The following is a 19,250-nucleotide window of genomic DNA, read 5'->3' on the forward strand; positions in this document are numbered from 1 at the left end:
TAGGTGTATTTATAAAACTGTTATAAGAAAATAATTTTAGCAATAAACAGCGCGGCAATAACCCAAACGCTGATATTGACATCACGCCCTTTGCCGCTCATGACTTTCACAGCAGCATAGGTAATAAAACCAAGGCCAATACCTTCGGCGATAGAATATGTTAACGGCATCAGCAGGCAAACTACAACTACAGGTGCTGCTTCTGTTAAGTCACGCCAGTCTATGCTCACTAATCCGGACATCATCAGGATGGCAACGTAGAACAATGCTCCTGCTGTTGCATACGCTGGCACCATACTCGCCAACGGTGCAAAGAACAAGGCCAGCAGGAATAATACCCCGACTGTCACCGCCGTCAGACCCGTTCGTCCACCAACAGCAACGCCCGATACACTCTCGACAAATGACGTTGTGTTTGACGTACCCAGTACCGCCCCCACCGAGGTCGCAGTACTATCAGCCAGCAGCGCGCGATTCAAACGAGGCAGCTTGCCGTCTTTGTCAATCAGCTCGGCCTTAGTCGCAACACCAACCAAAGTGCCTGCCGTGTCAAACAGATCGACGAACAAGAAAGCAAATACCACAGAAACCAGACCCACTTCCATTGCACCGGAAAAATCCATCTGCATGAAGGTTGGCGCAATGCTCGGCGGCATTGAGACGATACCACCGTACTGGACGTTGCCCGTCACGACACCGATCGCGGTCACCGCCAAGATTGCAATCAAAACCGCCGCCTTATAGCCGCGGTGAACAAGGGCGATGGTCAGGAAAAAGCCCAGCGCAGCCATGGCCGCCGGGAAACTAGTAAAATCACCCACCTGCACCAAGGTCGCCGGATTATCGACAACAATACCCGAGCTTTGCAGAGCAATAAACGCAAGAAACAAACCGATACCGGCAGAGATCCCCGTCCTCAGGGCATGAGGGATCGCATTGATGATCCACTCCCTAACCTTCAGCACGCTCAATGCAATAAAACACAAGCCAGACAGGAAAACAGCGGCTAATGCCACCTGCCAGGTGTATCCCATCCCCAATACAACGCCATAAGTGAAAAAGGCATTCAAACCCATGCCCGGAGCCTGTGCTACCGGATAGTTGGCAACAAAGCCCATGATGAAACAGCCCACCATTGCCGCTACACAGGTTGCAACAAATACTGCGCCCTGATCCATCCCTGTCTGCGAAAGCATCGTCGGGTTAACAAAGATAATGTAGGCCATAGTCAGGAAGGTCGTTAAACCCGCTAACAGCTCAGTTCGTACATCAGTACCGTTTTCTTTGAGTTTGAATAGTTTCTCAAGCATTGCTCTCGATTCCTTGGAGATGGTTACGCCGCTAAGTGTGCACAGCCTTGCTCTTCACTCATCCCAGCAAGGCTGCCGCCGAAAATAGAAAACGTTTGCGTCATCTATTTTTGGGGGGCGATTATATGCGCCTTGCTCACTGATTTCCAGAAAATAAGGAAATTATCACTAGAGATGTGCAACAACCGCATAAAAAACATCCATTACTTAACGCTTTTGAATTTAATTATTAAAAATCAATGGATTAACATCTTATTATCATGTGCAACAATTGAACAATCAAAATTTATCTCTGTTACGCAAACGATAATATTCCATTTATAAGCATGCTATTTGGCCGCCTACCCATAATGTAATCGAATACATTGCGATGCGTGCAATTGAAGCCCGTAAATACCAGAAAGAAGGGATTGTAGAAATGGGAGCTGGGCGAAAACAAAAAAAACGCCACTTCAATCAGAAGTGGCGTTAAGAATGTGACGGTTACCGAAAGGCGGTTACCAGAAATTCTCAAAAATATAGGGGGGTGAACAATACAGTTCCATCGTTCTGCTCGGCACCACTCAGGTTGAGTACCCAGCAAAACAAAATCAAAAATTAGTAGCCGAACGAAGTTGGGTACGTGAAGTTACCAGTGTAAACAGCACGGTTATTCCAGAAATTTGCAACAGATTCAAAAATTTTCATTATTATCACCTTGATTAATTAAGCGTTTAAAACACATAAACAATAGTGCTAGGCCGTCTTGGCTTCGACTTAATCTCAGTTCCATGGAGGCGATGTATCGGGCTCGTCCTGAGCATTTTGCTATGTCGTTCGTCTTCGTATCAGAAGATGATCAAACTATAATCTTATCGTAATAAAGTTTCAAGCATTTTCTTTAACTTCATCACACTTTTGCGTTTCATTCTTCATTTCACCCCTATCATTGTAATTTTATTACAGCGTGAGAAATTCAATAACCACAACATTGCAACATCAGATATACCTACCGAGCACATTCAACAAACCAAATGAACACGTAAAACCCGTGCTACCGGGATAAAAAACATCGGCGCGGTCATAAAAACCTGTAACACACCGCTGGGCACAATATTTATCTGTTACGAATTCGTACACGGTGATATGCTTAAGGTTAACTGCGATAGGTAATTGTTCTGCAATATTTAAATTTTTCATCACAATGTACTACCACAATCGCTAATCTACGAAGGTTTATAAGGAGACTGCTGTGTCTGAAATCAGTCAACTAGCGCCACAGCCTGTGTGGCAGTTTTTCGATCAAATCTGCTCTATCCCTCACCCGTCGAAGCATGAAGAAGCACTTGCCCAGCACATCATTGCATTCGCGAAAAGCGAAGGTCTGGATGTTCGCCGCGATACAACTGGCAACGTAATCATCAAAAAACCAGCAACGGCAGGTATGGAAAACCGCAAGGGCGTCGTCCTGCAGGCCCACATCGATATGGTTCCGCAGAAGAACGAAGACACAGCTCATGACTTCACGACGGATCCCATCCAGCCATACGTTGACGGCGAGTGGGTGAAAGCCAAGGGCACAACCCTAGGTGCCGATAACGGTATCGGCATGGCAACTTGCCTTGCGGTATTGGCCGCCAAAGATATCGAGCATGGCCCACTGGAGGTTCTGCTGACTATCGATGAAGAAGCCGGTATGACGGGCGCGTTCGGCCTTGAAGCCGGCTGGCTGGAAGGTGATATCCTGCTAAATACCGACTCTGAGCAGGAAGGCGAAGTCTACATGGGCTGTGCTGGCGGAGTTGACGGTGCGATCACCCTAACGACAGCGCGCGAAGCTGTGCCGGCCGATCACCAAGCCGTCAAGCTTGTTATCAAGGGGCTTAAAGGCGGCCACTCTGGCTGTGATATCCATACTGGCCGTGCCAATGCCAATAAGTTGCTTGGCCGTTTCCTATTCGGCCATGCCGACGAATTGGGCCTACGTCTGGCCAACATCACCGGCGGTAGCCTGCGCAATGCCATCCCACGCGAAGCCAGTGCCATTGTTACCCTGCCGGCGGCCAACGTTGATCAGCTAAACAGCCTATTTGACCACTACCGTGAACTACTGAGCGCTGAGCTGGGTCGCGTTGAGACTGATATCAACCTGTTCACCGAAGCTGCGGATACGCCTGCCGACATTATCACCGCCGAGACCCAAAACCGTTTTGTCAATCTGCTTAATGCCTGCCCTAATGGTGTGATCCGCATGAGCGATGATATTGCCGGTGTGGTAGAGACCTCGCTGAACGTCGGTGTGATCACAACCGATGCAGACAAAATCACCGTGCTTTGCCTGATCCGCTCACTAATTGATTCTGGCCGCAGCAATGTCGAAGGCATGCTGAAAGCCGTTGCTTCACTGGCCGGTGCGAACTGCGAGTTCTCTGGCGCCTACCCGGGCTGGAAGCCGGATGCCGATTCGGAAGTGATGCACCTGTTCCGTGAAACCTATGAGGGAATTTACGGACGCGTGCCTAACATCATGGTGATCCACGCTGGTCTTGAGTGCGGCCTGTTCAAAGAGCCTTACCCTGAAATGGATATGATCTCCTTCGGCCCGACAATCAAATTCCCACACTCGCCAGATGAGATGGTCAACATCGAAACCGTTGGTCTGTTCTGGGAGCAGATGGTTGCCATCCTGAAGAATATTCCGGTTAAAGGCTAAGTGCTGCTGCAACAAGGCATACTATATTAAGAGCCCTTCGGGGCTCTTTTTTATGCCATAGCCCACCTCTAGCCCCCCCTCCTTTTTTCAAGTAACTCCCCCCTTTTCAAGTGGAGGGCGAAGGTGGGATCAAAAACCGTCAAACGATAAAAACAAGTAAACGAAAAACTACCAATCAAACGATAGCTGTTGGGCACGGGTGCCGACCTCTAGACCAACACTAATGCCTATCAGGCGAATTTCACGGTCCTGCTGGCGGGTCAATGCTTCCTTGAGCAAACCGACAAACTGCTGCTTGTCGAGGGTTGGCTGAGTATGCTCGACCGTAGTCTGCTGAAAATCGGCAAATTTTATCTTCACCCCTTGCTTGGCAATGCCAAGATCCGGCCTAACCCGCCTCAGGCGATTTTCCAGCTCGGGATAAAGCCGCTCGACAACGTCCCAACATTGCTCATAGCTACTGATATTGCGTGAAAATGTGCGTTCGACCCCTACCGACTTGCGCTCGCGGGACACCACCACCTCGCGTTCATCGATCCCGTGACTACGCGACCACAACGACTGGCCGAATTTGCCAAATTGCTGCAACAACTGATGACGATCATAATTTTGAACATCACGCCCGACATACAACCCTTTTTCATGCAACTTCTGGATAGTGACCTTCCCTACCCCCGGAATTTTTTCCAATTTAAGATCGGCAACAAACGCAGGGATTTCAGCAGGTGTCACGACGAACTGCCCATCGGGCTTATTCATGTCAGAGGCAATTTTGGCAATGAATTTAACCGGTGCAATACCGGCAGAGGCGGTCAGATCCAGCTCTTCGCGGATCACCCGGCGGATGTCCTCAGCGATCAGGGTTGCAGAGCCGTGGTGCATTTCGCAGTCTGTGACATCAAGGTATGCCTCATCCAGCGAGAGCGGCTCGATTTTATCGGTATAGCGTTGGAAAATTTCGCGGATTTGCCCGGAGACTTCTTTGTACACCGCCATGCGACCGGAAACCAACGTCAAGTGCGGGCAGAGCTGCATTGCCTTGGCGGTCGACATGGCCGAACGCACACCGTATTTTCGCGCTAAATAGTTACAGGTACTGATCACTCCACGCTGCTCAGAGCGGCCACCGATGGCAATGGGGATATCACGCAACGCCGGGTTATCGCGCATTTCAACCGCCGCAAAGAAGCAATCCATGTCTACATGGATGATCTTTCTCTGTTTTTCTAATTGAGCGCTAGGACGCGAAGACAGCATGCCGACATCACCTAATAACTGGTCGTTTATACAGTGGTATTATAGGCAAAGTAACGGACAAATAAAGGGGGAATAAGGCGTGACAATACAGGATGGCAAGCAGGGCAATAGAAGGTACAAATAACACAAAGCCCGGACTCACCGGGCTTTGTGGTTGATGACACGCCACACCTAATCGTGACGTGTCTGGCGGTCAGAAAAACTGATCAGATAATCTGGTTCTTCTTCCACTCCTCCTGACGGGCCGCTCGCGCCTCACGCTTTTTACGCGCATCGCACGGCTCAGGGCAGTCACACTCTTTAGCGATACCGATACCGTCAAGACCACCGCAACTACCACTAACCGTTTTACGCTGGAAAATGTACCCAACGGCCATCGCCGCGATCACCAGCAAAAATACAGCAAAGGTTGTTAGATAAATAGCCATTCAAATGTCTCTATTTCTGTTTCATGTAAGGGACAAAGGCATCGGACGGATACTCTTTGAACCCCTGCTTGGTTTTCACAATCAACAGCACGGCAATCTGCTCTTTGTTGGCCAGAGCCAATGCTTGTTCTTCACCCATCACAGAGAACGCCGTAGCCAGCGCGTCCGCCGTCATGCATGAAGGGCTCAACACAGTGACCGATACCACATGGTTGTCAATTGGCATCCCGGTCTTCGGGTTGATCAGGTGCGAGTAACGCACACCGTCTTGCTCGAAGTAATTGCGATAGTCACCTGATGTTGCCACACCCATGTTGCCAGGTTCAATCACTTCTTGAATTGCGCGGTGACCATCCTCGGTCGGCTTTTCGATCGCGATACGCCAAGGCACGCCCTCTAGGTTGTTGCCTTTTAGACGCAACTCACCACCCACTTCGACGAGGTAATTGGCAACGCCTAGCTGATCAAAATAATCTGCGACAACATCAACCCCAAAGCCCTTGGCAATCGACGACAGATCAACGTACAGATCAGGAATATCCTTGATCAGAGTATTACCCTTAACGCTCAAATGCTCGATACCCACTTCCTTGCGGCGCTCTGCCAACTCGTCCGCCGTCGGGGTTTTCTCCGGACGCGCTTCCGGGCCAAAGCTCCACAGGTTAACGATTGGGCCAACAGTTACATCAAGTGCTCCGTCAGTCAGCTTAGACAGACGCAATGCCTCGGTAACCACCTTGGCTGTATCGGCAGATACTTCAAACGGCTCGCTTGAGCGATGCTGGTTAAATTGGCTGAGCTCGGAATGCTTGCGGTAGGTCGACATCTGGTCGTTAACCAGCTCCAATCGGCGATCAATCTCAGCCTGAAGCTCCGACGCAGACGGCAAGCCTTCCTGCTTAACCAACTTAATCGAATAATAGGTGCCCATCGTCGCACCGTTAAGATGGATGAGCTCACGCTGCTCACTACAGGCCGACAGGGCGAATGCCAATACGAGCATCATCAATGCTCGGTTCAGGAACGTCTTCATCCAACAACTCCCCAAATGAAAGACTAGTTTGTTTGCTGCCACCCTCTGACAACATAACTTGTATCTATTATTATGAAAAAAGGCTGGCTCCATACAGAGCCAGCCAGTATTTAGCGGGTCAAGGCTTATCAGCCCCCGAAGTCATCCAGTAGGATGTTTTCGTCTTCAACACCAAGATCTTTCAGCATACCGATTACGGCTGCGTTCATCATCGGTGGACCACACATGTAGTATTCACAGTCTTCTGGTGCTTCGTGATCTTTCAAGTAGTTCTCGTAAATCACGTTGTGGATGAAGCCTGTGTAACCATCCCAGTTATCTTCTGGTAGTGGATCAGACAGGGCAACGTGCCACTCGAAGTTCTCGTTGTCCGCCGCTAGCGTATCGAAATCTTCTACGTAGAACATTTCACGCTTAGAACGGGCACCGTACCAGTAAGTCATCTTACGCTTAGATTTCAGGCGTAGAAGCTGGTCGAAGATATGAGAACGCATTGGTGCCATACCAGCACCACCGCCGATAAATACCATTTCGTTATCAGTGTCTTTCGCGAAGAACTCACCGAATGGACCAGAAATAGTACACTTGTCACCAGCCTTCAGAGACCAGATGTACGAAGACATTACGCCTGGTGGTACGTCTGGGTTGTTTGGCGGCGGAGTCGCGATACGTACGTTCAGCTTGATCAGGCCTTTCTCTTCTGGGTATGACGCCATAGAGTAAGCACGGATCGAGTGCTCTTTCACGATAGACTCGTAACGGAACAGGTTGAACTTGTCCCAGTCACCACGGTATTCCTCTGGAATATCGAAGTCAGCGTATTTAATGTGATGTGGTTCAGCTTCAATCTGAATGTAACCACCGGCACGGAACGGTACTTCTTCACCTTCAGGGATCTGAAGCACAAGCTCTTTGATGAAGGTAGCTTCGTTGTTGTTAGAAAGAACAGTACATTCCCACTTCTTAACACCGAAGATTTCTTCAGGTAGCTCGATGTCCATATCGGACTTCACGTTTACCTGACACGCCAGACGCTCGCCTTCACGTGCTTCACCTTTTGTGATGTGGTCAAGCTCTGTTGGCAGAATGTCACCGCCGCCAGATTTAACTTTCACGCGGCACTGACCACATGAACCACCACCACCACACGCTGATGATACGAAAATACCACTACCTGCTAGGGCACCTAGCAGCTTGCCACCCGCAGCGGTTGTAATCGCTTTTTCTGGGTCGCCATTTACTGAGATAGTGATGTCACCTGATGGTACCAGCTTAGATTTAGCGAATAGAATCACTAGAACTAGAGCCAGGATAATCAGGGTGAACATAACTACACCAAGAATAATATCCATTGATTATTCCTTTTATCCTGATTACAGCTGAACGCCGGAGAAGGACATGAAGCCCAACGCCATAAGGCCAACGGTGATGAATGTGATACCTAGGCCACGTAGACCTGGAGGTACGTCTGAGTACTTCATCTTCTCACGGATACCCGCAAGCGCAACGATGGCCAACGTCCAACCAATACCTGAACCAATACCGTAAACGACAGATTCAGCAAAGTTATAATCACGCTGTACCATGAAAGATACACCACCGAAGATCGCACAGTTAACGGTGATCAGCGGCAGGAAGATACCTAGCGCGTTATATAGTGGTGGGAAGAAGCGGTCCAGAACCATTTCTAGGATCTGTACCAGTGCTGCAATCACACCGATGAACGTAATAAAGTTCAGGAAGCTAAGGTCAACACCCGCCACAATCGCGCCGTCTTTCAACAGCAGGTTGTAGATCAGGTTGTTGGCTGGTACGGCGATAGCCAGTACCACTGTTACTGCCACACCCAGACCGAAAGAAGTTTTCACTTTTTTCGATACCGCTAGGAATGTACACATACCTAGGAAGAACGACAGTGCCAAGTTCTCGATGAAGATCGAACGAACTAGAAGGCTTAGATAATGTTCCATGGTCCCCTTACTCCTTCGCTTCTACTTGTTCTGGACGGATGGTACGGATAACCCAGATCATGAAGCCGATCAGGAAGAACGCTGATGGTGCTAGGATCATCATGCCGTTTGGCTGGTACCAACCACCGTTAGACACTAGAGGAAGCACTTCGATACCGAATAGCTTGCCAGAACCTAGTAGTTCACGGAAGAAAGCAACAGTGATCAATACGAAACCGTAGCCTAGACCGTTACCGATACCATCAAGGAACGATGGCAATGGCGCAGATTTCATTGCGTACGCTTCTGCACGGCCCATTACGATACAGTTGGTGATGATCAGACCTACGAATACAGATAGCTGCTTAGAGATATCGTACAGGTAAGCTTTTAGCACCTGGTCAACCACGATTACCAATGATGCGATGATCGCCATCTGAACGATGATACGTACGCTGTTTGGAATGTGGTTACGGATCAGAGAAACAAACAAGTTCGCAAATGCGGTTACAAACATTACCGCGAGTGTCATTACGAAAGCTGTTTCCAATTTAGTGGTTACTGCCAGAGCAGAACACACACCAAGGATCTGAAGCGCGATCGGGTTGTTGTCGATAAACGGCCCGAACAGAATCTTCTTCATTTCTTTAGTATCAGCCATTGTTTAGTTCTCCTGCACGCACTTTAGCTAGGAATGGACCAAAGCCCATGTCACCCAACCAGAAGTCGAAACTGTGCTGAACACCATTCGCAGTCAATGTTGCGCCAGATAGGCCGTCAACACCGTGGATGTCACCCTCTGGAGCGCCACCTTTAACAATACGAATTGCTGGTTTGTTGTTGTCATCAAACATCTTCTTACCAACGAACTGAGCACGCCATGTTGGGTTCTCAATCTCACCACCCAATCCAGGAGTTTCACCCTGCTGGTAGTAAGTAATACCCGCAAGGGTGTTACCGTCAGTTTCTACTGCGATGAATGCGTACATCATTGACCACAGACCGCCACCGTGGATAGGCAGGATCAGTTTCTCAACTTTGTCGTTCGCATTTTTCACTAGGTAAACAGTTGCGATGTCAGCACGACGAATGATCTTCGCTTTGTCTTGCTCGCCAGTAAGGCGGATAGACTGCGCAGGATCTTTCGCTGCATCACGCTGCTTGTACTGAGCAGGTGTAGCACCTGTTTCAGACTGAGCAACGAACTCACCGGTTTTAAGATCTACCAGTTTAGGCTCAATGAACTTCTGGTAAGTTTCAGTAACGTCAGTACCGTCTTGCAGAAGGCCAGCCACTGAAAGGATGTTACGCTGAACGTCAAGTACCGCATTTTTCTGCTGTAGAGGACGCAGTGCAACAGCTGCAGCTGATACCACGATAGAGCACACTAGGCTCAGTGCGATAACAACAATCAGCGTCTTTTTAATGCTATCGTTATTACTTGCCATGACGAGCTAGTCTCCGCTTGATATTGCCCTGAACCACAAGGTTGTCAAATAGAGGTGCGAATAGGTTAGCAAATAGAATTGCTAGCATCATACCTTCTGGGTACGCAGGGTTTACCACACGAACCATAACAGCCATTGCACCGATTAGTGCGCCGTACCACCACTTACCTTTGTTAGTAAATGAAGCAGACACTGGATCGGTTGCCATGAACATCATACCGAACGCAAAACCACCCAGAACTAGGTGCCAGTGCCAAGGCATGCTGAACATTGGGTTAGTGTCAGAACCGATGATGTTGAACAGCGTAGACGTCGCAATCATACCGACCATAGTACCGGCAATGATGCGCCATGAAGCGATTCGCATGAATACGATCATCGCACCACCAAGAATGATGGCTAGCGTTGATACTTCACCGATTGAACCTGGAATACGGCCAATGAAGGCATCCATCCAGCTTACTGCATCGCCAGTTACCGTGTTAACCACTGCTGACTGACCACCGTGAGCCCACTGGCTCAGTGCAGTTGCACCAGAGAAACCATCCGCTGCAGTCCATACTAGATCACCAGAGATCTGAGCTGGGTATGCAAAGAATAGGAACGCACGGCCTGCAAGCGCAGGGTTCAGGAAGTTACGGCCTGTACCACCGAAAATTTCTTTTGCGACAACAACACCAAAGGTAATACCTAGGGCTGCCTGCCAAAGTGGTAGTGTTGGCGGTACAATCAAAGCAAACAGAATTGATGTTACGAAGAAACCTTCGTTAACTTCATGCTTGCGAACCATACAGAATAGGACTTCCCAGAAACCACCCACAGCAAAAACAACTGCGTAAATAGGTAGGAAGTAGGTCGCACCCAGTAGCATTTTGCTACCCCAGCCAGCGTCAACTGACATGGTGCCGCCCAGCATCTGAGTCAGCCAGTAGTGCCAGTCACCTGCAATAACTGCAGCCAACTGCTCACCAGCGTATAGGTGGTTTAGCGCAACAATAGCCTGGTGACCAGTGTTGTACATACCCCAGAACATCGCTGGGAATACCGCAAACCATACCATGATCATGATACGCTTCAGGTCAATGCTGTCACGCACATGAGAACCAGCACGTGTTACCTGACCTGGGGTATACATAAGAGTCGCAAACGCTTCATACAGCGCAAACCACTTCTCGTGCTTACCACCTGGCTCAAAGTGGTGCTCAACTTGCTCGAGTAAATTCTTGAGACCCATGAATTACCCTTCCTTCTCAATTGTGTCCAGGCACTGACGTAGCATTGGACCAAATTCATACTTACCTGGACATACGAACGTACATAGTGCTAGATCTTCTTCATCAAGCTCAAGTGCACCAAGCTGGGCTGCACTATCAATATCACCTGCACACAGGTCACGAAGAAGTAGCGTTGGTTCGATATCCAGCGGCATGACACGCTCGTAGTTGCCGATTGGCACCATCGCACGCTCAGAACCGTTGGTTGTCGTTGTCATGTTGAACAACTGACCAGGGAAGAACTGGCTGATGAAAGAACGGGTTACAGAGAACTTGTTCTTACCAGGAACAATCCAGCCCAGGAATTCTTTCTCGCGACCTTCGCGAAGAGCAGAAACCTGAAGATGGTAGCGGCCAAGGTAAGCATGCGGGCCCACTGCGTGAATGCCGTTCAGAACAGAGCCTGAAAGCACACGTAGCTCGCCTGGCATCAGCTCAGAGTCAGTAAGCTGCTCTAGAGATGCACCGATCTGAGTACGTACCAAACGTGGCTTGTTCACAACTGGACCAGCCAGAGAAACAACGCGATCTGTGAATAGCTCACCAGTCAGGAACAGCTTACCGAAAGCAATCACGTCCTGATAGTTGATGTGCCATGCCACATTCTGCACGCTTGCGCCAAATAGAGTATGAATGTGCGTACCAACCAGACCTGCAGGGTGCGGGCCGTTGAATACGTGCTCTTCGATATTGGCTTCGTTTGAACGAGGAAGGCTAGCACCAGATTTACAAACCATGACTTTGCCGCTTGTTAGGCGAGACAAAATAGTCAGGCCAGCAACAAACGCGTCGCTTTGCTCGTTGATAACAACTTCTGGGTTAGCTGCTAGTGGGTTAGTATCGATGGCTGTTACGAAGATAGCCTGGGTTTCAGCATCGATGGCAGGCACCTTGCTGAAAGGACGCGTACGAAGCGCAGTCCACATACCAGATTCAACCAACTGATCCACAATTGCCGAACGCTCTAGTTGCGCTAGCTGGTTTGCTTCATAGCTGTTGAACGTAACTTGCTCGTCGCCTTCTACATCAATCACTACAGACTGAAGAACACGCTTCGCACCACGGTTAATTTCTGCAACCTTGCCGCTGGCTGGAGCAGTGAACTTAACGCCAGGGTTCTTCTTGTCTTCAAAAAGAATCTGACCTTTTTTCACTACATCCCCTACGCGGATATGCATTGTAGGACGCATACCAACATATTCTTCGCCAAGCAAGGCGACACGGGTGATGGCCTTGCCATCATTTATCGCCTGGGCAGGAGTCCCCGAAATTGGGATATCCAAACCCTTCTTTATTGTAATCATACGCACTTGCACTACATTAACGGGAAAAAATTTTTCTATTGCGCAATTTAGACACGACTTTCCTTCGTCCGAAGCTGACGTAACCACCAGCACCGCAACATCCAATTTACCTACTCGTCACAACTTACGCCGCGAGTAAATTTGAGGCCGGGATTTTACCATTAATCCACGGGATTTTACCATGCCAAACCACACTAAACAGGCTGAAAATCGGCTAACTCTTTAAACGCAATACTGTCATATGCTGATTATTTTGAACTAACGCACAAAAGCAAAAATCCATGCTTTTTATAATGTTTTTTTCACTTTTGCTTCAGGGTTAATAAAAGGCCAACAAATCGTCTACATCAGCAACATACAAGCAAAGAACCCGATAAGCCTATTGTTTCAAAGATGTCTCAATGTTAATGGCTGTTAACATTGTTCGCTGCATTCACGCATTCTGCGTTACCTACTGACACGCCGAGTCTACCACCCGGATAATAATAGCAGCTTGCCCCACCACCATTGCTCTGATACCCCTAAGGCATACCATTTGCTTTCTTTTACGGGAGTCACGTAGAGACCCGGCCGTGGTGTGCGAATACCGAATTGTATACAAAATAATCAAAGATTGTTGTCGTCACATTCAAATTTTCGGCGAAAAAAAAACCGCTTCAACGCGGTTTTTCATATCTTCGGCGAACATCAAAAACGCCCGCCTCTTAATAACAGAGGCCTACTGGTCAAATTTGGAACCGCCGCGGCATGCCGGTGAATCAGGCGCGCCGTCAAATAGGTTTTGCCACTCGCTTTCGGTATAGGTATGCATCGCAAGGGCATGGATATCATTGGCCAGCTCATTTGCCAACACCGCATTCACCGCCCGATGACGAGCGATCAGGCGCATTCCTTCAAACTGGGCACTAACGACCACCACTTTGAAATGGCTTTCTGAACCAGCAGGAACATTGTGCATATAGCTCTCATTGACCACTTCCAACTGGAGGGGGGAGAACGCCTGTTCCAATTTTTCTTTAATTCGTTGCTGGACTATCATCGTACTTATCCTCGGGCTTCATCCGCCAACGGTGCAGCCATGTTTTCTCTTCAAGGTCATAAATAAGTTTGCAGGACAGGCTGGTTTTGCGAAAATATCAGCCAATTGAGTAAACATACCGTAAAGTAACCGTTAATGAAACCTGAGCTATCCCTACACGGGCGTACGCTGCAGCTGCAGCGCTATCCAGTAAGGCAAAACGAAACCCTGCAGGCATGGGATGCAGCAGATGAATACCTGATCAACTACGTCAGTGAGAATTACGACGCGTTGGATCCAGACCGCCCTATTCTGCTGATGAACGACAGCTTCGGAGCACTGGGATGCTGGTATTCCCAGTACGGCAAGGTCGTCTCGGTCACGGATTCATTTATCGCCAAGCAAGCGACACTCGCCAACCTCAATGCTAACCAGCTAGATGAGGTCACTCTCAGCGATTGTCTTGCGGCCCTCCCTGATGCCCCGCAACTGGTATTGCTGAAACTACCGAAAAACAACCGCTTGCTAAGCTGGCAGCTACGACAACTCTGCCAGTCTCTACCTGCTGGTACTATGGTCATTGCCGCAGCAAAAGCGAAAGAGATCCATACATCGACCCTCAAGCTATTCGAAAAATACCTTGGGGACACCAAGACCTCGCTGGCGGTCAAGAAGGCACGTTTGATTTTCTGCCAAGTCAATCCTGAGCTGTCACAACCGCTACCCGCCCCTCTCGAATGGCAAGTTCAAGAGCATGGGCTGACCCTTACCAACCATGCCAACGTTTTCTCTGGCGAAAGTTTGGATATCGGCGCCCGCTTTTTCCTTGAGCACCTTCCTGCTGACAACCGTTATGAGAAAATTGTCGATCTAGGCTGTGGTAACGGGGTGATCGGCATCAAAGCAGCCCAACTCAATCCCGACGCCAAGATCGTATGTGTTGACGAAAGCTTCATGGCCGCAGCCTCCTGCCGCCACAATGCAAACATCAACCTCTCCGACCCAAGCCAGCTAACGGCAGTCGTCAACAACTGCCTTGAGGGGATGCCTGCTGACGATACGGATCTGGTTCTGTGCAACCCACCGTTCCACCAGCAAAACACCATCACCGACCATATTGCCTGGCAGATGTTCTGCGATGCCCGCCATGTATTGCGTCAAGGCGGCAAACTATGGGTGATCGGTAACCGCCATCTAGGCTACAACGACAAGCTAAAACGCTTGTTTGGCAATGTCACTGTCGTGGCACAAAACAACAAGTTTGTTATCTATCAATCGACTAAGTCATAATATCGCCTCTTTGCGAGTAGCTGCCAAGCAGCTGCTCTTTTTGTTAAGGACAGTATCACTATGAAAAAGCTTCTTGTGGCCGCTTCGGTTTTCGCGCTGACAGCCTGCTCGACACCGTCGGAGCCCCAGCTTACCCTGACCCCGCAACCCGTCATTGCCGCCCAGCCAAGCGTAAACGGCAAGACCCTGTCTCTCAACAGCCGTGATTTGCGTACCGCACAGTTCATCGCCGTTGTCGACAGTGGCCGGGAAAATGTCCAGCCTCTGCATAGCTCACAGAACCTGCGTACCACCCTTGAAGACGCCTTGAACCGTCAGTTGAGCGCCCAAGGCTACACCATCAGTGCCGACAGCAAAGACACATTGCGCTTGGATATTCTTGAGGCGATGGTCAACGTCAAGCACAGCGTGATGAGCCACGATCTTATCAGCAAGCTACAACTGCAGCTTGTCGTCGAGACCCCGAAAGGCCAATTCATCAAGCGCTATTCGGGCAAGTCAGAACGTACCGGTGCGATGAGCGCATCCATCGAAGATATGCAAACGGCAATGGATAACCTGATCACCGCGGTGCTCAAAGACATCTATGCTGATCCAGAGCTAAACCATTACCTTCAGGAGAACCTATAATGGCCCGCGCCCTTGCCTCATTGCTACTCTGTCTGGCGCTGCCCGTCAGCGCAGCCACTCAGGTCAAAGTCGATACCAACCTAGGGGATTTTGTCATCCAGCTTGACGAGAAAAGTGCCCCGGTATCAAGCCAGAACTTCCTGCGCTATGTTGAAGACGGCAGCTATGTCGGCACCATATTCCACCGAGTGATCCCGGGCTTCATGGCTCAAGGCGGTGGGTTTGATAAAGATCTCAAACGCCAGCCTAGCTACGCACCTATCAAGAACGAAGCCAAGAACGGCCTAAGTAACCTGCGGGCTACTGTTGCGATGGCTCGTACCCAAGATCCAAACTCAGCAACCCGCCAGTTCTACATTAACTACAAGGACAACAACTTCCTTGATGCGAGTCCGATGAATCCGGGCTACGCCGTTTTCGGAAAAGTTGTGAAAGGCTTCTCAGTTATTGAAAAAATGACTGAAATCCCGACCACGACTATCCGATCTATGGGTATGAAAGATGTCCCTCAGCAGCCTATAGTTATTGAAGCTATTGAAGTTCTCAAAAAGTAGACATAGGTAAGGTCACTTGGCCTGCCCTATGGCCAGGTGACCGTTATGCTTAAAATCATCGCTTCCGCCCCGGAGCTTCCTCCCGAGCAAATTGCCCTGCATATCGAAGAATATGCCCCCGCCATCGCCATCAGTGCCTTAGGGACTATTTATGGTGATGTCGACTATGAGTCGATGAAGATCACCGTCACTGAGCACCTTCACGATTGGTGGAAACTCTCCATCCCCTCCGGCTCACCACAAAATAATTACGAATCAACCTACTGGTATCTGATGCATTTGCTGGAATCTCTCGAAGAACACGAGCTGCTGGGCAATAACTTCATCCAATACAAAGTCAGTTGTGCCGCCCAGTACCTATTGGGCATTGGCGATCGTCCCGCCAACATCCAAGGGATCAGGCCTTAGTCAGTCGGCGGTGGTAGCGCCGCCAAGCCTCGTCTCTCGATTTCTCCTCCTCTGTCGCTTTTACGTGATTTTTACTGAATTTGCCTCACGGCTTGCTACTATACCGATTTCAACCCCAGCGCTGATATAATGCGCCTTCGCAGTACTGTCCCACTTATCAGAGGAAGCCATGGAGCAATCGTTCGACAACAACCAACAAGGCTGGCGGGTCTATCTCGAGAAAAAAGTCCTGATCATGCTTGCCCTCGGCTTCTCGTCCGGCCTACCGCTACTGCTGGTCTTCGGCACCTTATCATTCTGGCTGAGGGAAGCAGGAGTCAGCCGTACCGATATCGGCTTTTTCAGCTGGGTCGCACTGGCCTACGGCTTCAAGTGGATCTGGTCACCGCTTATTGATCGCTTCCCTGTCCCCTTCTTCTCCCACAAACTTGGCCGGCGACGGGGCTGGATGGTGTTCTCGCAACTGCTGATCATCGCCTCACTGGCGGGCATGGCAATTAGCAACCCGCAGGGTGATCTAATCCAGCTGGCAGTATTTGCCGTGATCGTCGCATTCTCGTCAGCTTCGCAGGACATTGTCATCGACGCCTACCGGATCGAAATGGCGACAGAGCGACTGCAAGCCGCCCTCGCAGCCGCCTATATGACAGGTTACCGTCTTGCAATGATCATGGCCGGAGCCGGGGCTCTTGCCTTTGCTGCCTGGTTTGGATCCAATACAAGCTATGATCCGAGCGGCTGGATGATCGCCTACCTGATCATGGCCAGCCTAATGCTGGTCGGCCTCATCACAGCCCTTTGCATCCACGAGCCTAAGATCGACAGCAGCCAAATTGACAATGTCGAAAAACAGTATCGCAACCAATTGCTTGAGCGTGGGTTTTCACCACGTACTGCCCGCCTGACCGCCTGGTTCTATACCGCTGCAGTCATGCCGTTCAAAGACTTCTTCGACCGCTATGGCAAACATGCGATGCTATTGCTGGCACTGATTAGCTGCTACCGAATCTCCGATGTCGTGATGGGGGTAATGGCCAATGCCTTTTACTATGACATGGGCTTTAGCAAAACCGATGTCGCTTCGGTCTCGAAGATCTACGGGGTTGTTATGACCCTAGTCGGTGCGGCGCTAGGCGGCATGCTGGTGAGCAAATACGATACCATGCGGGTTCTTGCCCTCGGTGCGGTACTATCAGCCGCCACCAACTTGGTTTTCATGATCTTCTCACTGATTGGCAATTCACTGCCGATGTTGGCTCTCGTGATCTCGATGGATAATCTCAGCGCAGGCATCGCGACAGCGGCGTTTATCACCTTCATGTCGAGCTTGACCAATGTCGCCTTCTCGGCCACCCAATACGCACTGTTCAGCTCAATCATGCTGCTTTTCCCCAAGTTCATTGCTGGCTTCTCCGGGGTCTATGTCGACAACTTTGGCTACAATACCTTCTTCTTAACAACCGCGCTGATCGGGTTACCGGTACTGATTTTGATTTCAATGATCACCAAACGGCAAGCGTTGTTCCACCGCAGCGAGCCAAACCCCAACAAATAAATTCCAAATTGGCATTTAGGGGCGGTTTTTTGTTGATAAACATCAAGCCGCCCCAAAAAATAAATTTTTCCCCACCCAAATCGGCATACTACGCTGCCCCCCCTCTTGATCTCATTCACATCAAGCTCAAAAAAAATACCTTTTCTTGCGTAAAAAATACGCGCCAGTTCACTTTACATAGGAAATGTAATCGATTACAGGAGATCATGGTCACAACTCGCAAAGGTTTGCGCAACCGTTACATTCCCAAAGGTGATGTAAAGCAATAGAATCCTCCCAACACAATAAGGGCAGCCCAAAAGCCCAGTTATGACATACACAATTAGCGAGAGTTTAACCCATGCGTAAATCACTAGTAGCACTGAGCGTATTGGCTGCAGCGGCAGCGGTTCCTGCCCAAGCTGAATACCTATACGGTTTTGGTAACGTAAGCGTAAACTACCTTGACTGGTCAAACGGCACAGAAAACCGTTCTGGCAAAGAAGACTTCAGCTACCTTGAGCTTGAAGGCGGTGCAGGTTTTAGCTGGGGTGAACTATACGGTTTCGCGGATCTAGAAAACCTAGAAAACGGTACTGACGATGTACGTACGTCAATCAAAGGTTCTATCGCGGTTAAAACTGGCCTGAAAGAACTACGCGGTTACGGTCAGCTGTACAACACCAACAGCAACAGCTTCACAGCACAAAACACCGTATTGGGTATGTCTTACAGCTTCAGCGGTGACAACTGGGCATTCAATCCATGGGTTGGTTTCCACCACACCATCACTACCAAGACATTCGGCCCAGAAGCGACAGGTTCGTTCTCAGGCATGAACGGCGGTATGCTTGGTTGGTCTGCAATGTACAACTTCAAGGCATTCGGCGAGAGCTTCATGGTGTCTAACTGGCACGAAACAGAATTTGCCCGTGACGACGCATACCTAGCAACGTCTGGCGAAAGCGACGACCTAACAGCAAACGGCGCGCTGGCACTATGGTGGAACGTTACAGAGTCTGTAACTACCGGTGTTCAGTACCGCTACGCCTACAACAAGCTAGGCCAGCAGGGTCACGACAACGCAATGATCTACTCTGTTAAGTACAACTTCTAATAAG

Annotated in this window: 18 protein-coding genes; 7 read left to right on the forward strand and 11 right to left on the reverse strand. The window is 49.5% G+C overall.

Annotation, left to right across the window (positions count from 1 at the left end):
• Positions 1-20 precede the first annotated feature (20 nt).
• Positions 21-1,310: an NCS2 family permease gene (locus tag ABT56_RS10405; protein WP_047878793.1), complete on the reverse strand. Its 1,290-nt coding sequence runs from the start codon at positions 1,308-1,310 to the stop codon at positions 21-23.
• A gap of 1,231 nt (positions 1,311-2,541) precedes the next feature.
• Between ABT56_RS10405 and ABT56_RS10410 the strand changes: the two genes are divergently transcribed.
• Positions 2,542-4,002, forward strand: coding sequence for an aminoacyl-histidine dipeptidase (locus ABT56_RS10410; protein ID WP_047878794.1), 1,461 nt, complete (start codon positions 2,542-2,544; stop codon positions 4,000-4,002).
• A gap of 168 nt (positions 4,003-4,170) precedes the next feature.
• Here ABT56_RS10410 and dinB read toward each other — a convergent pair whose 3' ends face one another.
• From dinB to bolA, 10 genes are all read right to left on the reverse strand, one after another.
• On the reverse strand, positions 4,171-5,259 hold the full coding sequence (gene dinB / locus ABT56_RS10415; RefSeq protein ID WP_084722215.1) for a DNA polymerase IV: 1,089 nt from the start codon (positions 5,257-5,259) through the stop codon (positions 4,171-4,173).
• 206 nt (positions 5,260-5,465) lie between these two features.
• Positions 5,466-5,687, reverse strand: coding sequence for a (Na+)-NQR maturation NqrM (nqrM, locus tag ABT56_RS10420; protein WP_047878796.1), 222 nt, complete (start codon positions 5,685-5,687; stop codon positions 5,466-5,468).
• Positions 5,688-5,697: 10 nt separating this feature from the next.
• Positions 5,698-6,690, reverse strand: a complete 993-nt coding sequence (locus ABT56_RS10425) for an FAD:protein FMN transferase (protein ID WP_420835125.1) — start codon at positions 6,688-6,690, stop codon at positions 5,698-5,700.
• Between the two features lie 158 nt (positions 6,691-6,848).
• Positions 6,849-8,072, reverse strand: coding sequence for an NADH:ubiquinone reductase (Na(+)-transporting) subunit F (gene nqrF / locus ABT56_RS10430; RefSeq protein WP_047878798.1), 1,224 nt, complete (start codon positions 8,070-8,072; stop codon positions 6,849-6,851).
• Positions 8,073-8,093: 21 nt separating this feature from the next.
• The gene (gene nqrE / locus ABT56_RS10435) at positions 8,094-8,690 is read right to left on the reverse strand and encodes an NADH:ubiquinone reductase (Na(+)-transporting) subunit E (protein WP_047878799.1); all 597 of its coding nucleotides are present in this window, start codon (positions 8,688-8,690) and stop codon (positions 8,094-8,096) included.
• A 7-nt stretch (positions 8,691-8,697) separates the two neighbouring features.
• Entirely contained in the window at positions 8,698-9,330 is a 633-nt protein-coding gene (locus ABT56_RS10440) for an NADH:ubiquinone reductase (Na(+)-transporting) subunit D (protein ID WP_047876591.1), read from the reverse strand.
• Complete coding sequence (locus ABT56_RS10445; protein WP_047878800.1) at positions 9,323-10,117, reverse strand: Na(+)-translocating NADH-quinone reductase subunit C; 795 nt, start codon at positions 10,115-10,117, stop codon at positions 9,323-9,325. Before ABT56_RS10445 ends, ABT56_RS10440 begins: the two co-directional genes overlap by 8 nt.
• Entirely contained in the window at positions 10,107-11,351 is a 1,245-nt protein-coding gene (locus ABT56_RS10450) for an NADH:ubiquinone reductase (Na(+)-transporting) subunit B (protein WP_047878801.1), read from the reverse strand. The genes ABT56_RS10445 and ABT56_RS10450 overlap by 11 nt, the downstream gene beginning before the upstream one ends.
• A 3-nt stretch (positions 11,352-11,354) precedes the next feature.
• Positions 11,355-12,695: a Na(+)-translocating NADH-quinone reductase subunit A gene (locus ABT56_RS10455; RefSeq protein ID WP_047878802.1), complete on the reverse strand. Its 1,341-nt coding sequence runs from the start codon at positions 12,693-12,695 to the stop codon at positions 11,355-11,357.
• Between the two features lie 718 nt (positions 12,696-13,413).
• Positions 13,414-13,731, reverse strand: a complete 318-nt coding sequence (gene bolA, locus ABT56_RS10460) for a transcriptional regulator BolA (protein ID WP_205626069.1) — start codon at positions 13,729-13,731, stop codon at positions 13,414-13,416.
• Between the two features lie 138 nt (positions 13,732-13,869).
• Between bolA and ABT56_RS10465 the strand changes: the two genes are divergently transcribed.
• The 6 genes from ABT56_RS10465 (at position 13,870) to ABT56_RS10490 (ending at position 19,246) form a co-directional block, all read left to right on the forward strand.
• The gene (locus ABT56_RS10465; RefSeq protein WP_047878804.1) at positions 13,870-15,003 is read left to right on the forward strand and encodes a methyltransferase; all 1,134 of its coding nucleotides are present in this window, start codon (positions 13,870-13,872) and stop codon (positions 15,001-15,003) included.
• Positions 15,004-15,063: 60 nt separating this feature from the next.
• Positions 15,064-15,633 carry a YajG family lipoprotein gene (locus ABT56_RS10470; protein ID WP_047878805.1) on the forward strand — a complete coding sequence of 190 codons (570 nt, stop codon included), beginning with the start codon at positions 15,064-15,066 and terminating at the stop codon, positions 15,631-15,633.
• Positions 15,633-16,187, forward strand: coding sequence for a peptidylprolyl isomerase (locus tag ABT56_RS10475; RefSeq protein ID WP_047878806.1), 555 nt, complete (start codon positions 15,633-15,635; stop codon positions 16,185-16,187). Before ABT56_RS10470 ends, ABT56_RS10475 begins: the two co-directional genes overlap by 1 nt.
• A 45-nt stretch (positions 16,188-16,232) precedes the next feature.
• The gene (locus ABT56_RS10480; protein WP_047878807.1) at positions 16,233-16,595 is read left to right on the forward strand and encodes a hypothetical protein; all 363 of its coding nucleotides are present in this window, start codon (positions 16,233-16,235) and stop codon (positions 16,593-16,595) included.
• Between the two features lie 169 nt (positions 16,596-16,764).
• Entirely contained in the window at positions 16,765-18,150 is a 1,386-nt protein-coding gene (locus tag ABT56_RS10485) for an AmpG family muropeptide MFS transporter (RefSeq protein WP_047878808.1), read from the forward strand.
• Positions 18,151-18,490: 340 nt separating this feature from the next.
• Positions 18,491-19,246, forward strand: coding sequence for an outer membrane protein OmpK (locus ABT56_RS10490; RefSeq protein ID WP_047878809.1), 756 nt, complete (start codon positions 18,491-18,493; stop codon positions 19,244-19,246).
• The last annotated feature ends 4 nt before the right edge of the window (positions 19,247-19,250 follow it).

The sequence above is a fragment of the Photobacterium aquae genome (assembly GCF_001029445.1).
Lineage (GTDB): Bacteria > Pseudomonadota > Gammaproteobacteria > Enterobacterales > Vibrionaceae > Photobacterium > Photobacterium aquae.